The following is a 16,810-nucleotide window of genomic DNA, read 5'->3' as shown; positions in this document are numbered from 1 at the left end:
GGGGGGGGGCCCGCGGCCCGCCCCGGGGGGGGGGGGGGGGGGCGGGGGGGGGGGGGCGCCCCGGGGGGGGGGGGGGGGCGGGTCGGGGGGGGGGGGGGGGGGGGGGGGGGGGGGGGGGGCCCCCCCCCCCCCCCGCGGCGGCGATGCCATGGACTGCCTCATGGAGCAGCCGTTCGAAGGAGAGCTCGGCGCCACAGGCGGACGAGGACTCTCCGATCAGGGACTCGGGCGCGGCAAGATCGGGCAGCTCGGGGTGGTACCGCTGAATGTCGGCCCACGCCTGTGCCAGCTCTGCGGCAAGTACAGGTGGTGTCGTGCTCACGTCGTGACAACGAGCGCGAGTGCCCCGGTGTTCCGATTCCGGGCCATCCCAAATAATTTGCACGTACCAGTCAGTTGCCCTTGATGCGTCCTGACGCGGGCGGGTGCCCTGATCTGCGGAGAAGTCTCACAGCTCACACCAAGGTGGTACGTAGCGACGTGTGCGCCCGAGCGCGCAGACCGCGCGTACGCCCCCTGGAACCCGCACTACCCGGGCGCCCGGAACATCAACGGGCGCGTCCCCCGGGAACCGACAGTACCGGGGGCACCGCCCGCCCCGTCCGCCCCCCTCCCCGGACGCCGCCGGACCGGGCCCCGAGTCCTCGACGTGCCCGGTCCCGCGTGCCGGGTGAGACTGGACCGGCGAACGGCACCAAAGGCAACCATGACCCGTAGGCCCCTGGACGCGGCGGCGGATGCGCAGTTCTCTGGCATACGGGGGAAGCGCGGCCGCAGGCACGGGGGAACCGTCCACTCGGACATGACCGACCGGCATCACCGGCATCTCGGCGGATTGGGGCGCATTCCATGACACCAACGCTCGTCCGGCACCATGCGTACACGGAGTCGTCCGCCTCGGTGGACACCGGTTCCCGGGCCCGTGACTGGGCCGAGATCCAGGAGCGGATGCTCGCGCCGCTGTACGAGGCGGTGTACCGGCGGCTGGAAGTGGGGGCCGCCACCCGGATGCTCTCGCTCGGCTGCGGCTCAGGGCTCGCGCTGCTGATCGCGGCCGGCCGCGGAGCGCGCGTCACGGGCATCGACGCCGACGCCGAACGGCTCGCGCTCGCCCGGACCCGGCTGCTGCCGGACCCCGACGGCGACGCCGGGGCCACCGGGCCGCGGCTCCTGGACGGCGTTCCGGCCGCGGCGCCCGGCCACGAACCGTACGACCTGATCACCGCGTTCACGCCGATCGGCTGCACGGCCGACGACGCGGAGGAGCTGGTGGGCGCGCTCGGTTCGGCGGTGCCGCTGGCGAACCGGGGCAGCACGGTCGTCCTCACCGGCTGGGGCCCGCCCGAGCGGTGCGCCACGGCGGCGGTGCTGCGGGTGGCGGCCCGGCTCGCGGAGGGGACGCGTGCCGCCGGGGCGGGCGGCTGGCTGGGCGCGCAGCGGGACGATCTGGAGGACGTGGCGTTCCGGACCGGGCTGAAGCCCGACGGCTCCGGGCGGGTGGCGTGCCCGTTCGGCTACGCGGACATGGACAGCGCGGTCCGGGGTCTGCTGTCGACACGGCTCTTCGACGCGGCGGTACGGGCGACGGACCGGTCCCAGGTGGAGAAGGAGGTGGCGGAGGCCCTGCACCCGCACTCGCGCCGGGACGGCACCGTCTGGATGCCCAACGTCTTCCGCTACCTCGTGTGCACGACTTAGGACCCGTATGGGGCCCCGGATCACCGGCCGGCCCCGTCCGCACGACGTGCGGGCGGTCCGGCCGCCGGGTCCCGTTACGGCTTGGCCAGCCGGGTGATCCCCGCGGCCCGGTACGCGGCCACCTCGTCCAGCGTCTCGTTCTCCAGCAGCGCGCCCGCCAGGGAGTCCAGCCGGGCCCGGTTGTTACCCAGCAGCCGGCACGCCTCCTCGTAGCACTCGTCGACGATGCGCCGCATCTCACCGTCCACCGCGTCCAGCGTCGCGGGCGCGGCCGAGAGGCCGTACGCCTGCTGGGCATCGGCCGGGATCGCCGTCAGCCGGCCGACCTTGTGGCTCATGCCCCAGCGGCCCACCATGCCGCGGGCCAGTCCGGTGACCTGCTCCAGATCGCTCTCCGCGCCCGTGGTGACGACACCGAACACCACCTGCTCGGCCGCCATCCCGCCGAGCGCGCCGATGATCCGGCCGCGCAGGTACTCCTCGGTGTAGGCGTACTTGTCGGCGTCCGGCGTCGAGAGCGTGACCCCGAGCGCCCGGCCGCGCGGCACGATGGTGACCTTGCGGACCGGGTCGGCACCCGGATGGAGCATGCCCAGCAGCGCGTGTCCGCTCTCGTGGTAGGCGGTCCTGCGGCGTTCCTCGTCCGACATGACGAGCGAGCGTTCCGCACCGAGCTGGACCTTCTCCAGGGCGTCGGAGAGATCCGCCGCGTCGACCTCCGACTGCCGCCGTTTGACGGCGAGCAGCGCGGCCTCGTTGGCGAGGTTGGCCAGGTCGGCGCCGGTCATCCCGGGGGTCGCGCGTGCGACCTGACCCAGGTCCACGTCGTCGGCCAGCGGGATCTGCCGGGTGTGGATCTCCAGGATCGCCTCCCGGCCGTTCCTGTCCGGCGGGCTGACCTGGACGATCCGGTCGAAGCGGCCGGGCCGGGTGAGCGCCGGGTCCAGGACGTCGGCGCGGTTGGTGGCGGCGAGCACGACCACGCCCTCCGAGCCGGAGAAGCCGTCCATCTCGGTGAGGATCTGGTTGAGCGTCTGCTCGCGCTCGTCGTGCCCGCCCATGCCCGAACCGCCGCCGCGCACCCGCCCGATGGTGTCGATCTCGTCGATGAAGACGATGGCGGGGGCGACCTTGCGCGCCTCGGCGAAGAGCTCCCTGACCCGGCCGGCGCCGACGCCGACGATCATCTCGATGAACTCGGAGGCCGAGGCCGAGAAGAACGGAACCCCCGCCTCCCCCGCGACGGCCCGCGCCAGCAGCGTCTTGCCGGTGCCGGGAGGACCGGCGAGCAGGACGCCCCCGGGCATCCTGGCGCCCATCTTCCGGTAGGCGTCCGGGTTCTTCAGGAAGTCCACGACGTCGTTGAGCTCGCCCTCGACATCGTCGATGCCGGCCACGTCCTCGAAGGTGGTGCGCCTGCGCCCCTCCAGTTCGACCGGCTTGGGCGGGGCCTTGCGGCCGAAGCCGCCCATCCCGCCGCCCATGCCGCCGCGCGACATCCGCCGGGCGATGAACACCCAGAGCAGGACGAGCAGCAGCATCGGCGCCAGCGAGATCAGCAGGTTGGCCAGGAAGCTGCGCTCCCTGACGACGGGCTCGGCCGTGACCGTGACGTCGTCCTTGACCAGCTCGCCCCAGAGGTTGTCGTCGGCGAAGGCGGGCCGCTGGGTGACGAACTTGGTGTATTTGTCGTCCTTCTTGCCAGGGACCTTCGCCTCCTTCTTGAGCTGCCCCTCGATGGCGTCGCCCTTGGAGTAGATCTTGGAGACATTGCCCGCGGTGACCTGCTTGCTGAACTCCGTGTAAGCGATCGTCCGCTCCTCCTCGCCGTTGAAGAAGGAGAGCAGCAGGTTGGCGATCAGATAGACGACCAGCGCCATCAGCAGCAGTCCGCCCCAGCCCCCCGGCATCTTCCGGCCGGGCGTCGGGGGCGGGGGCGCGCCCTCGGAGCGCCAGGGCTGGTCGGTGCGGTCGCGGGGAGGTACCGGACTGGTCACGCGCGCTCCTCTGCCGACAGCCGTTGAGCCGACATTAAGGGAGAAACCCGGAGGAAGCCCTCGGGGCGGCACCCGCTGGGCCCACTGGAGGGAACCCCGCTCCCCCGCACACGCCGGAGGGGGCGCCCGCCGTGAAGCGGGCGCCCCCTCCGGGACGTGACACGGGCTTGCTCAGCCCATGAACTTCTTGAACTCGTCCGGCAGCTCGAAGTTCTTGTCCTCCTGGCCGGCCGGCAGACCGAGCGCGCCGCCCTGCGCCGCCTGCTCGCGACGGGCGGCCTCGGCCTGCTCCTCGGCCTTGCGCTTCATCGGGTTACCGCTCTTGCGCTTGCCCTTGGCCTGCTTGACCTGCTTCTTCTGCCGGCCGGGGCCACCGCCCATGCCCGGCATCCCGGGCATCCCCGGCATGCCGCCGCCCTGGGCCATCTTCGACATCATCTTGCGTGCGTCGAAGAACCGCTCGACCAGGCCCTTCACCGCACTGACCTCGACACCGGCGCCCTTGGCGATACGGGCCCGGCGCGAGCCGTTGATGACCGTCGGCTCGGCGCGCTCCTTCGGAGTCATCGACTTGATGATCGCGGCCATGCGGTCGACTTCGCGCTCGTCGATGTTGCTGATCTGGTCCTTGATCTGCCCCATGCCCGGCAGCATCCCGAGCAGCTTGGAGATGGAGCCCATCTTCCTGACCTGCTCCATCTGGGACAGGAAGTCGTCGAACGTGAAGTCCTTGCCCTTGCTGGACGCCAGCTTGGAGGCCATTTTGGCGGCCTCTTCCTGGCTGAAGGTCTTCTCCGCCTGCTCGATCAGGGTGAGCAGGTCACCCATGTCGAGAATGCGCGAGGCCATCCGGTCCGGGTGGAAGGCGTCGAAGTCCTCGAGCTTCTCGCCGTTCGACGCGAAGATGATCTGCTTGCCCGTGACGTGGGCGATCGACAGGGCCGCACCACCGCGGGCGTCGCCGTCGAGCTTGGAGAGCACCACGCCGTCGAAGCCGACGCCGTCGCGGAAGGCCTCGGCGGTGTTGACCGCGTCCTGGCCGATCATCGCGTCGACGACGAAGAGGATCTCGTCGGGGCTGACGGCGTCGCGGATGTCCGCGGCCTGCTGCATCAGCTCCTGGTCGATACCGAGGCGGCCGGCGGTGTCGACGACGACCACGTCGTACTGCTTGGACCTGGCGTACTCGATCGAGTCCTTGGCGACCTGGACCGGGTCACCGACGCCGTTGCCCGGCTCGGGGGCGTACACCGCGACACCGGCCCGGTCGGCGACGACGCTCAGCTGGTTGACGGCGTTGGGGCGCTGGAGGTCACAGGCGACGAGCAGCGGGGAGTGGCCCTGGCCCTTGAGCCAGAGGCCCAGCTTTCCGGCGAGGGTCGTCTTACCGGCACCCTGGAGACCCGCGAGCATGATCACGGTGGGCGCGGTCTTGGCGAACCGCAGCCGCCGGGTCTCGCCACCGAGGATGGAGACGAGCTCCTCGTTGACGATCTTGATCATCTGCTGGGCGGGGTTCAGCGCCTGGGAGACCTCGGCGCCGCGCGCCCGCTCCTTGACATTGGCGATGAAGGACCGGACGACGGGCAGGGCGACATCGGCCTCAAGCAGGGCGATACGGATCTCGCGAGCCGTGGCGTCGATGTCCGCCTCGGACAAGCGGCCCTTGCCCCTGAGGTTCTTGAAAGTCGCGGCAAGGCGGTCGGAGAGAGTATCGAACACGGCGCTCGTCGGTCCTCAGGGTCGGGGGCGGGGTCGGGTCAGTCGTTCCCCAGAGTATCCGGACGCCGGGGAACGCAAAGCCCTCGCCCGGTTCTCGTGACGCGCGGGGGCGACTTCACGGGGTGGCGGGGCTCAGCCGAGCGCCTTCTCGACCTCCTGGGCCAGTTCCGCGGCGCGGGCGGCGGGCAGCGGCCGGCCGTCGGAATCCGTGACGTAGAAGGCATCCACCGCGTTGGCCCCCAGCGTCGACACATGCGCGCTGCGGACCCGTACCCCGCTCCGTTCCAGCGCCCGGCCGATCCGGTGCAGGAGCCCCGGGGCGTCCTGGGCGCGCACCTCGATCACCGTGGCCAGCTGCGAGCCGGCCGGCGCGACGGTCACCCTCGGCGGCGGGGCCTTCACCCCGCGGCGGCGCGGGTAGGCCGCCTCGCGCTCGGCCAGCCGGGACCGGATGTCCAGCGATCCGTCCAGGGCGCGGACGACATCGGCGCGCAGCCGGGCGGCCTGGGGCAGCGCCCCGTACTCGGCGGCGACCCGCCAGCTGAGCAGCAGTACGTCGGCGGACTCGCCCAGTTCGGTGGGGAGCTCGACGGCCCGCAGGTCCGCGGCGCGGACGGTGAGGCGGTGCAGGGCGAGGACCCCGGCGGCGGCGGGCAGGACCCCGGGCCGGTCCGGGAGCGCGATGAGGAGTTCGACTCCGACGGGTTCGGGGGCGCCGTCCTCGTGCGGGGTCTCGGTCTGTGCGTGCAGGGCGAGGACCGGCTCGCCGGTGCGCAGGGCCTCGATGGCCAGGCGTTCCTGTTCGGCGCCGGGGGCGGCGGGCTCGGGCTCCTCCGGTTCCTCGCCGGCGAGGACCGCCGCGACGCGTCTGACCAGATCGGTGACGAGGGAGGCGCGCCAGGTGGACCAGGCGGCGGGCCCGGTCGCGAGCGCGTCGGCCTCGGTGAGCGCGTGCAGGAGCTCCAGCGTGGAGGCGGTGCCGACGGCGGTGGCGACGGAGCGGACGGTCGCCGGGTCGTCGAGGTCGCGGCGGGTGGCGGTCTCGATGAGCAGCAGATGGTGGCGGACGAGGGTGGCGATGACGCCCACGTCGTGCGGGTCGAAGCCGATCCGGGCGGCCATGTCCCGGGCGATGACCTCACCGGCGACGGAGTGGTCGCCGGGCCAGCCCTTGCCGATGTCGTGGAGCAGCGCGGCGACGAGCAGCAGGTCGGGGCGGCCGACGCGGCGGGTGAGGGAGGAGGCGCGGACGGCCGCTTCGACGAGGTGGCGGTCGACGGTCCAGGTGTGGACGGGGTTGCGCTGGGGCCGGCAGTGGACCCGTTCCCAGTCGGGCAGGAGGCGGGTGATCAGCCCCTCCGCTTCGAGCGCCTCCCAGACCGGGACGGTCGCCTCGCCCGCGCCGAGCAGGGTGACGAGCTCCTCCCTGGCCTCGGCGGGCCACGGCACCGGCAGCGGCTTGGCGGCGGTGGCGAGGTGGCGTACGACGTGGCGGGAGAGCGGCAGCTCGGACTGGGCGGCCGCGGCGGCGGCGCGCAGGACGAGCACCGGGTCGCGCTCTGGGCGGGCGGTACGGGCGAGGACGACCTCGCCGTCGGCCTCGACGACGCCGTCCGCGAGCGGGCTGCGGTCGACGGCCGGGGCCCTGCCGCCGCCCAGCATGGCGCGCAGCCGGGGGCGGGCCGAGCGGGCGCGCAGCACCCGGTTGACCTCGCGCCAGGTGACGTCGGTGGCGTACGAGACGGTGCGGGCGGCCTCGTACACCTGGCGCAGCAGCACATCGGCGTCGAGGAGACCGAGGGCGGCGGCTACCTGGTCCTGTTCCTGGAGGGCGAGGCGGTCGGTGGCGCGGCCGGTCGTGAGGTGCAGGGCGTCGCGGGCGTCCAGCAGGACGCGGCGGGCCTCTGCGAGGCCCTCGCGGGGTGCGTCGGCGACCCAGGAGGCGGCGACGGCGCGCAGGGCGGTGGCGTCGCGCAGTCCGCCGCGGGCCTCCTTGAGGTCGGGTTCCAGGAGGAACTGGAGCTCGCCCTGGCGTTCCGCCCGTTCGCGGCAGAGTTCGTCGAGCGCGGGCAGCCGCTTGGGGGCCTGGTTGCGCCAGTCGGCGAGGATCGCGGTGCGCAGCGAGGCGACGAGGCCTAGGTCCCCGGCGACGGGCCGGGCGTCGAGGAGACCGAGCTGGACCTTGAGGTCCTCGCCCGCTGTTTTGCGGGCTTCGGCGGGGGTGCGCACGGAGTGGTCGAGGGCGAGGCCGAGGTCCCAGACCGGGTACCAGATGCGGTCGGCGAGGGTGGCGACGGCTCCGGCGTCGGCGTTGCCGTCGTGCAGGAGCAGCAGGTCGAGATCGCTGCGCGGGGAGAGTTCGCCGCGGCCGTAGCCGCCGACGGCGACGAGGGCGGCGCCGCGGACCCCGGCCTGTTCGGCCGCGGAGGTGAAGAGGGCGGTCAGCCAGTCGTCCGTGAGCGAGGCGAGGGCCGCACGGCGCGGCGGCCCGGACCGCGTCTCCTCCTGGAGGAGGCGCAGCCGGGCCGCCGCATAGCCGCTGGGTCCCGAGTCCTCTGCTTCGGTGGTCACTTCGGTGCTCGTCACCCAGTTGCCTTTCCGTGTGCGGAACCGTCGGTCAGAGTGCGTCCGGGCCGCGTTCGCCGGTACGGACCCGGACCGCGGTCTCGACCGGGACGCTCCAGACCTTGCCGTCACCGATCTTGCCGGTCCGGGCGGCCTTGACGACGACATCGATGAGCTGTTCGGCGTCCTCGTCCTCGACGAGTACCTCGATGCGGATCTTCGGGACGAGGTCGACGGTGTACTCGGCGCCCCGGTAGACCTCGGTGTGGCCGCGCTGACGCCCGTAGCCGCTGGCTTCCGTGACCGTGAGGCCTTGGACGCCGAAGGCCTGGAGGGCCTCCTTGATCTCGTCAAGCCGGTGGGGCTTCACGACTGCGGTGATGAGCTTCATGCGTCCACCTTCTTGTTCGTCGGGGCCGCCGTGGTGCCGGGGGCGGGAGGCGTGGGGCGGGAGGACAGACCGCCGCCGGCGCCGCTGAAGTCGTACGCGGTCTCGGCGTGCTCGACCTGGTCGATGCCGGAGACCTCGTCGTCCTCCTCGACCCGCATCCCGATCGTCCTGTCGAGGATGAGGGCGAGGACCGCGGAGACGACCAGAGAGTACGCGAGGACGGCGAAGACGCCGACGGCCTGCTTGCCGAGCTGTTCGAGTCCGCCGCCGTAGAAGAGGCCCTTGGCGTCGGACTGGACTCCGCCGGTGGCGAAGAGGCCGACGAGCAGGGAGCCGACGATGCCGCCGACGAGGTGGACGCCGACGACGTCCAGGGAGTCGTCGTAGCCGAACCTGTACTTGAGGCCGACGGCCATGGCGCACAGGACACCGGCGATGGCACCGACCGCGATGGCGCCGAGCGGGCTGACGGCGCCGCCGGACGGGGTGATGGCGACGAGGCCCGCGACGGCGCCGGAGGCGGCGCCGAGGGTGGTGAAGGAGCCGTGGCGGAGCTTCTCGTAGCCGAGCCAGGCAAGCATCGCGGCGGCGGTGGCGACCTGCGTGTTGACGAACATGACCGCGCCGACGCCGTCGTCGTTGCCGAGCCACGATCCGGCGTTGAAGCCGAACCAGCCGAACCAGAGCAGTCCGGCGCCGAGCATGACGAGCGGCAGGCTGTGCGGCCGCATCGGGTCCTTCTTGAAACCGACCCGCTTGCCGATGACGAGGATCACGCCGAGGGCCGCGGCACCGGCGTTGATGTGGACGGCGGTACCGCCGGCGAAGTCGATGACACCGAGCTCGTACAGCCAGCCGCCCGCGCCCCAGACCCAGTGCGCGACCGGGAAGTAGACGACGGTGACCCAGAGGGTGATGAACAGCGCCCAGGAGGTGAATTTGACCCGGTCGGCGAGGGCACCGCTTATCAGGGCCGGGGTGAGGACCGCGAACATCAGCTGGAAGACGGCGAAGACGTACACCGGAATGGTGTAGCCGTCCCAGAGCTGGGTGACGCCGATCCCGCTGAGGCCGGCGAAGTCGGAGCTCCAGCCGATGAAGGACCCGATGTCGGTGCCGAAGGCGAGGCTGAATCCGTACAGCACCCACAGGATCGTCACGATCCCGAGGCTGATGAAACTCATCATCAGCATGTTGAGGGTGCTCTTGACGCGGACCATGCCTCCGTAGAAGAAGGCCAGGGCCGGAGTCATGACCATCACGAGGGCCGAGCAGATGAGCATGAATCCGGTATTGGCGGCAGACAGTGTCGGGGCGTCTGCTGCGAACGTCGTGATGCCTGGGGGCATCGGCGTCTCCTCGTCGTCGGTGCGGCCGCGTGCGGGCGATGGGGGCACAACCACGTGCGGGACCACTGGGGAAAAGGTGCGGGCCGGTTATGCGCCATGAGATTCGCCCAGCGCCGTTTCCGCCGATGCCGCACGGTGTTTCGCCGCAGTGACGAAGGGGGGCGACGTGTTACGTCCCCATGAACCGCCCGTGCCGCATCCGCGCTCGGGCCTACTCTGCGGCCGTGGCCGCATACGGTGCGGTTACGACGCTCCGGTACGGGCACGACCACACGAACCGGCCACGGCGACCACCCACTGACCTGGCAATCGGGGGAGCCGAAGTCGGTCTGTGCGGGGTGGTCGTCGTGGCCGGGGCAGGGGTGCCGTCAGACCGCTTCCGCGGTCTCGGGCAGTTGTTCGGTGAGGAGATCGGTGAGGCAGGCGACCTCGGGAATGTCCCCGAAGTCCCTGGCCGCGGTGTCGACCGTCTTGCGCAGCCGGGTGTTGACGCGCTCGGAGCGGACCTTCTTGGCGACGCGCAGCGCCTTCTCGGCCAGCACGGTGGATTCCTCGGGCTCGCGCTTGAGGAGGTGGACCGTGGCGAGACCGATCAGGTTGAGGGCGTACGACCGCTGGTGTTCGTCGTCCTCGCCGAAGAGCTGCACCGCCTTGCGCATGACGGGTTCGGCGAGCGAGGCGTACGTGGGGCTGCGGCCGGCCACATAGGCCAGGTCGCGGTAGGAGTGGGAGTTCTCGCCGCTGAGCTCGGCGTCGGAGAAGAACCGGATCCAGTCGGGTTCGGGCTCCCCGTCGATGCCCGCGTCGAGGAAGGTGTCCTCGGCCATCCGGACGGCTCGTTTGCACTTGCTGGGCTGGCCCATGTTGGCGTAGGCGCGGGCCTCCATCGCATACAGCATGGCCTGGGTCCGCGCGGTGGCGCAGTCGCGGCTGCCGTACTGCGCGAGGTGGATCAGTTCGAGGGCGTCGTCGGGGCGGCCGAGGTGGATCATCTGGCGGCTCATGCTGGAGAGCACGTACGAGCCGAGCGGCTTGTCGCCGGCCTCCTTGGCGGCGTGCAGGGCGAGGACGAAGTACTTCTGGGCGGTGGGCTGGAGGCCCACGTCGTAGCTCATCCAGCCCGCGAGCTCGGCCAGTTCGGCGGCGCAGCGGAACAGCCGTTTGGCGGTGACGGCCGGCTGCGGCTCCTGGAGCAGGTCGGTGACCTCGTGGAGCTGGCCGACGACGGCCTTGCGGCGCAGTCCGCCGCCGCACTGCGCGTCCCACTGGCGGAACATCGCGGTGGTGGATTCCAGGAGGTCGAGCTCGGGGCCGGAGAGCCGGGAGGGGCGGCGGGCGGCGGCCTCCGGATCCGGCTCCGCGGCGGGCGCGGCGGTGGCGACGGGGACCAGCCAGCGTTGCATGGGTTCGATGAGGGCGGGGCCGGCGGCGAGGGCGAGGGAGCTGCCGAGGAAGCCCCGGCGGGCGAGCATCAGATCGCTGCGGGAGAACTCGCTGAGCAGGGCGACGGTCTGCGGTCCGGCCCAGGGCAGATCGACGCCGGCCACCGACGGGGCCTGGTGTGCGGCGCGTAACCCCAGGTCCTCTACGGCGACGACGGTACCGAAGCGTTCCGAGAACAGCTCGGACAGGATGCGCGGGATCGGTTCGCGCGGCTGCTCGCCGTCGAGCCAGCGCCGTACCCGGGAGGTGTCGGTGCTGATGTGGTGGGCGCCCAGCTGACGTGCCCTGCGGTTGACCTGCCGGGCCAGCTCGCCCTTCGACCAGCCGCTGCGCACGAACCATGATCCCAATTGCTCGTTCGGGCGCTTACCGGCATTCGAATCGCCTGCGCCGCTGCCACTCACTGGAACGCCCCCATCCCGCCGAATACCCGTCCGCCGCGAACCACTATCAGAATGCCGTGAACCGATGCTGTCCGTACGGAGGTCGCACACCATCGAACAGAAAATCGGGATGCCTCCGGCATACCCATGGGAGCACATACTTCCATGGTTCGTGTACCGACGGTAATCCTACGATCACCCCCTCAGGGAGGGTGATTGCGGAAACGCCACCATTCGCCACCCCTTCGGATGAACGCCGCTACGGCCGGGCGCGATTGACTTGACAGAGAGCGATCAGCGGTGGGCGCAAAGGCGCATTCAGGGGCGTGCGGGCCGATTCAAACACCCCGGTGCGCGCCCCGCGTCCAACCGGATCGACGGGACGGCGGAGTCACGAATCGGCTCCGGTCCGTAACCACCGGCGAGTTGGACCCGTTGGAGGGGGCATGGGCTTCACGATCGGCGGCATCCGCGAACTGCGATCCGGCTCACGGCGCCGCGGCCGTGCGACCGAGGGCACCGCGGTGGCCGAGTACACGGGGCTGTGGGGCTGGGCCGTGACGCCGGGTGCGCGGATCGTGGACGGCGACTGCTCCTGCGGTGAGGCGGACTGCCCCTCCCCCGGCGCGCATCCGCTGGACCGCGCGCGGGAGGTTCCCGCCGGGGCGACGCTCGAAGCGGCGGCGCGCGCCTGGGCCGAGGTGCCGGGCGCCTCGATGCTGCTGCCGGTGGGCCGCAGCTTCGACGTCCTCGATGTCGCCGAGCAGTCCGGGCGCCGCGCGCTGGTACGGATGGAGCGGATGGGGCTGCCGCTGGGCCCGGTGGCCGTGACGCCGGCCGGCCGGGCGCAGTTCTTCGTGGCGCCGGGCGCCGCCGCCGGACTCCCCCAGCTGCTGTACCGGATGGGCTGGGACGACGCGGGGCTGGACCTGCGGGCCCTGGGCCCCGGCTCCCACATCACCGCACCGCCGTCGGACCAGGGTGGCCTCGGCCCCGTCCGCTGGCTCCGGTCACCGGCCCCGGACAACGCTGCGGCGCCGCCGGAAGCACGGCTGCTGCTGGGCACACTGGCGTACATCTGCCACCGGTGGGCACTCTGCGGCTGAGCCGCCCAGGGGCTGTTCAGCCGTTCACTGTTCAGCGGTCCGGCACGTGCTGGGCCGCCCGGCCCGGCACACGCTTCGTCGTTGCAGCGAAGAGCCCGGCCGCATGGGTCATGCGGCCGGGCTTCTTTCCACCGACGGGTGTCAGTCCCCGATCAGGGCGTCCACGAACGCCTCCGGGTCGAACGGGGCCAGGTCGTCCGGCCCCTCTCCGAGCCCGATCAGCTTCACCGGTACGCCCAGCTCACGCTGGACGGCGATGACGATGCCGCCCTTCGCGGTGCCGTCCAGCTTGGTGAGGACGATGCCGGTGATGTCGACGACCTCGGCGAAGACCCGGGCCTGCACCAGGCCGTTCTGCCCGGTGGTGGCGTCCAGGACGAGCAGGATCTCGTCGAGCGGTCCGTGCTTCTCGACCACCCGCTTGACCTTGCCGAGCTCGTCCATCAGGCCGGTCTTGGTGTGCAGCCGGCCCGCCGTGTCGATCAGTACGACGTCGGCGCCCTCGGCGATGCCTTCCTTCACCGCGTCGAAGGCGATCGACGCCGGGTCACCGCCCTCGGGTCCGCGCACGGTGCGGGCACCGACGCGGTCGCCCCAGGTCTGGAGCTGATCGGCGGCGGCGGCCCGGAAGGTGTCGGCCGCGCCGAGCACGACGCTGCGGCCGTCGGCCACGAGCACCCGGGCGAGCTTTCCGGTGGTGGTGGTCTTGCCGGTGCCGTTGACACCGACGACCATCACGACGCCCGGGGTGTCGACGCCGCTCTCCGTCTTGACCGCACGGTCGAAGTCGGTGCCGAGCAGGGTGAGGAGCTCCTCGCGCAGGAGCGAGCGCAGCCCCTCCGGAGTACGTGTGCCGAGGACCCGGACGCGCTCCCGGAGCCGTTCCACCAGCTCCTGGGTGGGGGCGACGCCGACGTCGGCGGTGAGGAGCGTGTCCTCGATCTCCTCCCAGGTGTCCTCGTCGAGGTTGTCCCGGGACAGGAGCGCGAGCAGCCCCTTGCCGAGGGAGTTCTGCGAGCGGGCGAGGCGGGCCCGCAGCCGTACGAGACGGCCGGCCGTGGGCTCGGGAACGTCGAGCACGGGGGGCGCGACGGCCTCCGGGGCCTGCTCGTCGGCGGTCTCGGCGGGCGGGAGCCCGACCTCCTCGATGGTGCGGCGCGATGCGTCGCGCGGCGTCTCGGCCTCCTCGCCGACATGGGGCTCGGCGGGAGGAGTGATGGTCGGCGTGCTCGACGGTGCCGGGGGCAGCTGCTTCTTCTTGCGGCTGCTGACCACGAGCCCGCTGATCACGCCGACCGCGACCAGGGCGATGACTACAGCAAGGATGACGAATTCCATAACCCACCCAGTATCGGTCACGAAAGGCGGGGAGTCGCAGAAGGCGCGGACCCGTGACCGTGCGCGTACGGGCCGCGCGGTCCGTGCGACGCTTCCGCCGGCGGGAATCGTCCTTCGAAGCGCTCAACCTGTCGCAGTCGCACCCGGGGGTTCCGGGCTGTCTCAGGCCTCGACGGCCTGCCGTAGCGCGGCACACCCCTACACTTCTGACGCTGCGTCAGCTACTGTCCGGCCTCGCCCGCCCGCCCGGCGAAGGGGACAGTGTCATGGCCTTCACAGTCGTCCGGTTCAACCTCGTCGATCCAGACGCCACGCCCGCCTCGCTCTCGGCCCGCTACCGCGCGGCCCTGGACATGGCCGCGTACGCCGACGAGCACGGCGTCGACACCGTGCAGACCGAGGAGCACCACGGAGCCGCCAACTCCTGGCTGCCCTCCCCCTTCGTCCTCGCCGGTGCCGTCTTCGGCGCCACCGGCCGGATCGCGGTCACGGTCTCCGCGATCATCGGGCCGCTGCACGACCCGCTGCGGCTGGCGGAGGACATCGCGGTGCTCGACCTGCTGAGCGCGGGCCGGCTGGTCACGGTCGCGGGGATCGGCTACCGGCCGGAGGAGTACGAGCGCGCGGGCGTCGAATGGGGCAGGCGCGGACGGATCCAGGACGAGCTGCTGGAGACGCTGCTGCTGGCGTGGACCGGGGAGCCGTTCGAGTTCCGCGGCCGCACGGTCACGGTCACCCCGCGTCCGTTCACCCGGCCGCACCCGCTGCTGCTGGTGGGCGGCAGCTCGCGGGCGGCGGCGCGGCGGGCGGCACGGCTGGGGCTGCCGCTGTTCCCGAGCGCGCATCTGCCCGAGCTGGAGGCGTACTACCACGAGCAGCGCGCGGAGCACGGCACGGAGGGCTTCTGCATGATGCCGGCGGCCGAGACGCCGCTGCTGCACGTGTCCGAGGACCCGGACCGGACCTGGGCCGAGTACGGGGAGCACTTCCTGCACGAGGCGCGTACGTACGCCTCCTGGCAGTCCAAGGACATCCGCTCGGCCGTCCGTTCGGGGGCGACGACGGTGGCGGAGCTGCGCGACGAGGGCGTCTACCGGATCATCACCCCGCAGGCGTGCACGGAACTGGGCGAGGAGCTGGACAGCCTGGTCCTGCATCCGCTGTGCGGCGGAATGCCGGTCGAGGAGGGGTGGCGCAGCCTGCGGCTGTTCTGCGAGGCGACCGGCTCCTGAAGGCCGTACGGCCTTCAGGAGCAAAGACGCGCATGGGATCAGCCCATCTCCTCCAGCGCCTTGCCCTTGGTCTCCTTGACGAACTTGAGGACGAAGGGGATCGAGAGCGTGGCGAAGCAGGCGTAGATGATGTACGTGGCCGACAGGTTCCAGTCAGCGAGGCTCGGGAAGCTCGCGGTGATCGCCCAGTTGGCGATCCACTGTGCGGACGCGGCGACGCCGAGCGCGGCGGCGCGGATCCGGTTCGGGAACATCTCGCCGAGGAAGACCCAGACGATGACACCCCAGGACAGGGCGAAGAAGAGTACGAAGACATGGGCCGCGACGAGCGCGACCACGCCCTGGGTGTTGGGGAGTTTGCCGTCGACCAGGCTGGCTGAGAAGGCCCATGCCTCGAAGGCGAGGGCGACGGCCATACCGCAGGAGCCGACGAGGGCCAGCGGGCGGCGGCCCACCCGGTCCACCAGGATCATCGCGATCACCGTGCCGATGATGTTGATGATCGAGGTGGTGAACGAGTAGAAGAACGAGTCGGTCGGGTCGATGCCGACGGACTGCCACAGCGTCGCCGAGTAGTAGAACGCCACGTTGATGCCGACGAGCTGCTGGAAGACCGAGAGTCCGATACCGACCCAGACGATGGGCAGGAAGCCGAAGCGGCTGCCCAGCAGGTCCTTGAAGGTCGACTTGTGCTCGCGGTGCATCGCGGTCTCGATCTCGGTCACCCGGGCGTCGAGGTCGACACCGTTTCCCTCGACCTCCGACAGGATCTGACGGGCCCGGTCCTTCTTGCCGACCGAGATCAGGAACCGCGGCGACTCGGGGATCGCGAAGGACAGCAGTCCGTACAGGACGGCGGGCACGACCATCACGCCGAGCATCCACTGCCAGGCCTCGAGGCCGCCGATCTTGCCGCGCTGGTCGCCGTCGGCGATCTGCAGGATGCCGTAGTTGACCAGCTGGGAGATGGCGATGCCGATGACGATCGCCGCCTGCTGGAAGGAGCCGAGACGGCCGCGGTAGGCGGGCGGCGACACCTCGGCGATGTACGCCGGGCCGATCACCGAGGCCATGCCGATGGCGAAGCCACCGATGATGCGCCAGATCGCCAGGTCCCAGAGCGCGAAGGGGAGCGCGGAACCGACGGCGCTGATGGTGAAGAGGACCGAGGAGATCTGCATGCAGCGGATGCGGCCGATGCGGTCGGCGATCCTGCCCGCGGTGGCGGCGCCGATCGCACAGCCGATCAGGGCGATGGCGATGACCTGGGCGAGTGTGCCGGAGCCGATGTCGTACCGGCTGCGGATCGCCTCGACGGCCCCATTGATCACGGAGCTGTCGTAACCGAAGAGGAAGCCGCCCATCGCAGCGGCTGCCGTGATGAAGATGACATGACCGAGGTGGTCCGGGTGGGCCGCTCTGGCTCCGGACTCTGGTCCCTGCGATGTGCTGGTCACATGAACTCCTGGTACCTGGCCGCGGGCGCAGGCGTGGGGGGGCGAGCTGTTCCCAGTGGCGCATACGTTCACCACTGCCACCACTTGAAGATGCAAGCGGTGACATTGGCGCCGCGTCTTCAATTTTTC

Annotated in this window: 11 protein-coding genes and 1 pseudogene; 3 read left to right on the top strand and 9 right to left on the bottom strand. The window is 71.5% G+C overall.

Going from position 1 to position 16,810, the window contains the following annotated elements; all coding sequences use genetic code 11:
* Positions 1-127: 127 nt before the first annotated feature.
* Positions 128-322 (bottom strand): annotated as a pseudogene (locus ACIQM0_RS35435) (hypothetical protein); the annotation flags it as partial.
* Positions 323-849: 527 nt separating this feature from the next.
* On the opposite strand from ACIQM0_RS35435, the gene ACIQM0_RS35430 reads away from it, so the two are divergent.
* Positions 850-1,698 (top strand): methyltransferase domain-containing protein, encoded by an 849-nt coding sequence (locus ACIQM0_RS35430; protein WP_401294717.1) that lies wholly within the window; start codon positions 850-852, stop codon positions 1,696-1,698.
* Positions 1,699-1,772: 74 nt separating this feature from the next.
* Here the strand turns inward: ACIQM0_RS35430 and ftsH are convergent, their stop codons facing one another.
* The 6 genes from ftsH to ACIQM0_RS35400 form a co-directional block, all read right to left on the bottom strand.
* Positions 1,773-3,695: an ATP-dependent zinc metalloprotease FtsH gene (ftsH, locus tag ACIQM0_RS35425; protein ID WP_401294715.1), complete on the bottom strand. Its 1,923-nt coding sequence runs from the start codon at positions 3,693-3,695 to the stop codon at positions 1,773-1,775.
* A gap of 171 nt (positions 3,696-3,866) precedes the next feature.
* The gene (gene ffh, locus ACIQM0_RS35420) at positions 3,867-5,417 is read right to left on the bottom strand and encodes a signal recognition particle protein (protein WP_401294713.1); all 1,551 of its coding nucleotides are present in this window, start codon (positions 5,415-5,417) and stop codon (positions 3,867-3,869) included.
* 132 nt (positions 5,418-5,549) lie between these two features.
* On the bottom strand, positions 5,550-8,003 hold the full coding sequence (locus ACIQM0_RS35415) for a [protein-PII] uridylyltransferase (RefSeq protein ID WP_401294711.1): 2,454 nt from the start codon (positions 8,001-8,003) through the stop codon (positions 5,550-5,552).
* 31 nt (positions 8,004-8,034) lie between these two features.
* The gene (locus ACIQM0_RS35410) at positions 8,035-8,373 is read right to left on the bottom strand and encodes a P-II family nitrogen regulator (RefSeq protein WP_069170469.1); all 339 of its coding nucleotides are present in this window, start codon (positions 8,371-8,373) and stop codon (positions 8,035-8,037) included.
* Complete coding sequence (locus ACIQM0_RS35405) at positions 8,370-9,722, bottom strand: ammonium transporter (RefSeq protein ID WP_401294709.1); 1,353 nt, start codon at positions 9,720-9,722, stop codon at positions 8,370-8,372. Before ACIQM0_RS35405 ends, ACIQM0_RS35410 begins: the two co-directional genes overlap by 4 nt.
* A 368-nt stretch (positions 9,723-10,090) precedes the next feature.
* On the bottom strand, positions 10,091-11,569 hold the full coding sequence (locus ACIQM0_RS35400) for a hypothetical protein (RefSeq protein ID WP_401294707.1): 1,479 nt from the start codon (positions 11,567-11,569) through the stop codon (positions 10,091-10,093).
* Positions 11,570-11,994: 425 nt separating this feature from the next.
* Here ACIQM0_RS35400 and ACIQM0_RS35395 point away from each other — a divergent pair, with 425 nt between their 5' ends.
* The gene (locus ACIQM0_RS35395; protein ID WP_401294705.1) at positions 11,995-12,654 is read left to right on the top strand and encodes a bifunctional DNA primase/polymerase; all 660 of its coding nucleotides are present in this window, start codon (positions 11,995-11,997) and stop codon (positions 12,652-12,654) included.
* 141 nt (positions 12,655-12,795) lie between these two features.
* Here the strand turns inward: ACIQM0_RS35395 and ftsY are convergent, their stop codons facing one another.
* Complete coding sequence (gene ftsY, locus ACIQM0_RS35390) at positions 12,796-13,992, bottom strand: signal recognition particle-docking protein FtsY (protein WP_401294703.1); 1,197 nt, start codon at positions 13,990-13,992, stop codon at positions 12,796-12,798.
* A gap of 266 nt (positions 13,993-14,258) precedes the next feature.
* Here ftsY and ACIQM0_RS35385 point away from each other — a divergent pair, with 266 nt between their 5' ends.
* A complete protein-coding gene (locus tag ACIQM0_RS35385; protein ID WP_401294701.1) occupies positions 14,259-15,224 on the top strand; it encodes an LLM class flavin-dependent oxidoreductase in 966 nt (321 codons plus the stop codon).
* Positions 15,225-15,262: 38 nt separating this feature from the next.
* Here the strand turns inward: ACIQM0_RS35385 and ACIQM0_RS35380 are convergent, their stop codons facing one another.
* Positions 15,263-16,681 (bottom strand): sugar porter family MFS transporter, encoded by a 1,419-nt coding sequence (locus ACIQM0_RS35380; RefSeq protein WP_401294699.1) that lies wholly within the window; start codon positions 16,679-16,681, stop codon positions 15,263-15,265.
* Between the last annotated feature and the right edge of the window lie 129 nt (positions 16,682-16,810).

This window comes from Streptomyces sp. NPDC091387, assembly GCF_044756945.1.
Taxonomy (GTDB): domain Bacteria; phylum Actinomycetota; class Actinomycetes; order Streptomycetales; family Streptomycetaceae; genus Streptomyces.
The sequence above is the reverse complement of the archived record's forward strand: the minus strand, read 5'-3'. Positions and strand labels throughout refer to the sequence as shown.

What these genes read in the sequence shown, in the direction of transcription:
- ACIQM0_RS35395 (WP_401294705.1), top strand. Translation starts at nt 11,995, where the DNA reads ATGGGCTTCACGATCGGCGGCATCCGCGAACTGCGATCCGGCTCACGG.
- ftsY (WP_401294703.1), bottom strand. Translation starts at nt 13,992, where the DNA reads ATGGAATTCGTCATCCTTGCTGTAGTCATCGCCCTGGTCGCGGTCGGC.
- ACIQM0_RS35410 (WP_069170469.1), bottom strand. Translation starts at nt 8,373, where the DNA reads ATGAAGCTCATCACCGCAGTCGTGAAGCCCCACCGGCTTGACGAGATC.
- ACIQM0_RS35385 (WP_401294701.1), top strand. Translation starts at nt 14,259, where the DNA reads ATGGCCTTCACAGTCGTCCGGTTCAACCTCGTCGATCCAGACGCCACG.
- ACIQM0_RS35405 (WP_401294709.1), bottom strand. Translation starts at nt 9,722, where the DNA reads ATGCCCCCAGGCATCACGACGTTCGCAGCAGACGCCCCGACACTGTCT.
- ACIQM0_RS35430 (WP_401294717.1), top strand. Translation starts at nt 850, where the DNA reads ATGACACCAACGCTCGTCCGGCACCATGCGTACACGGAGTCGTCCGCC.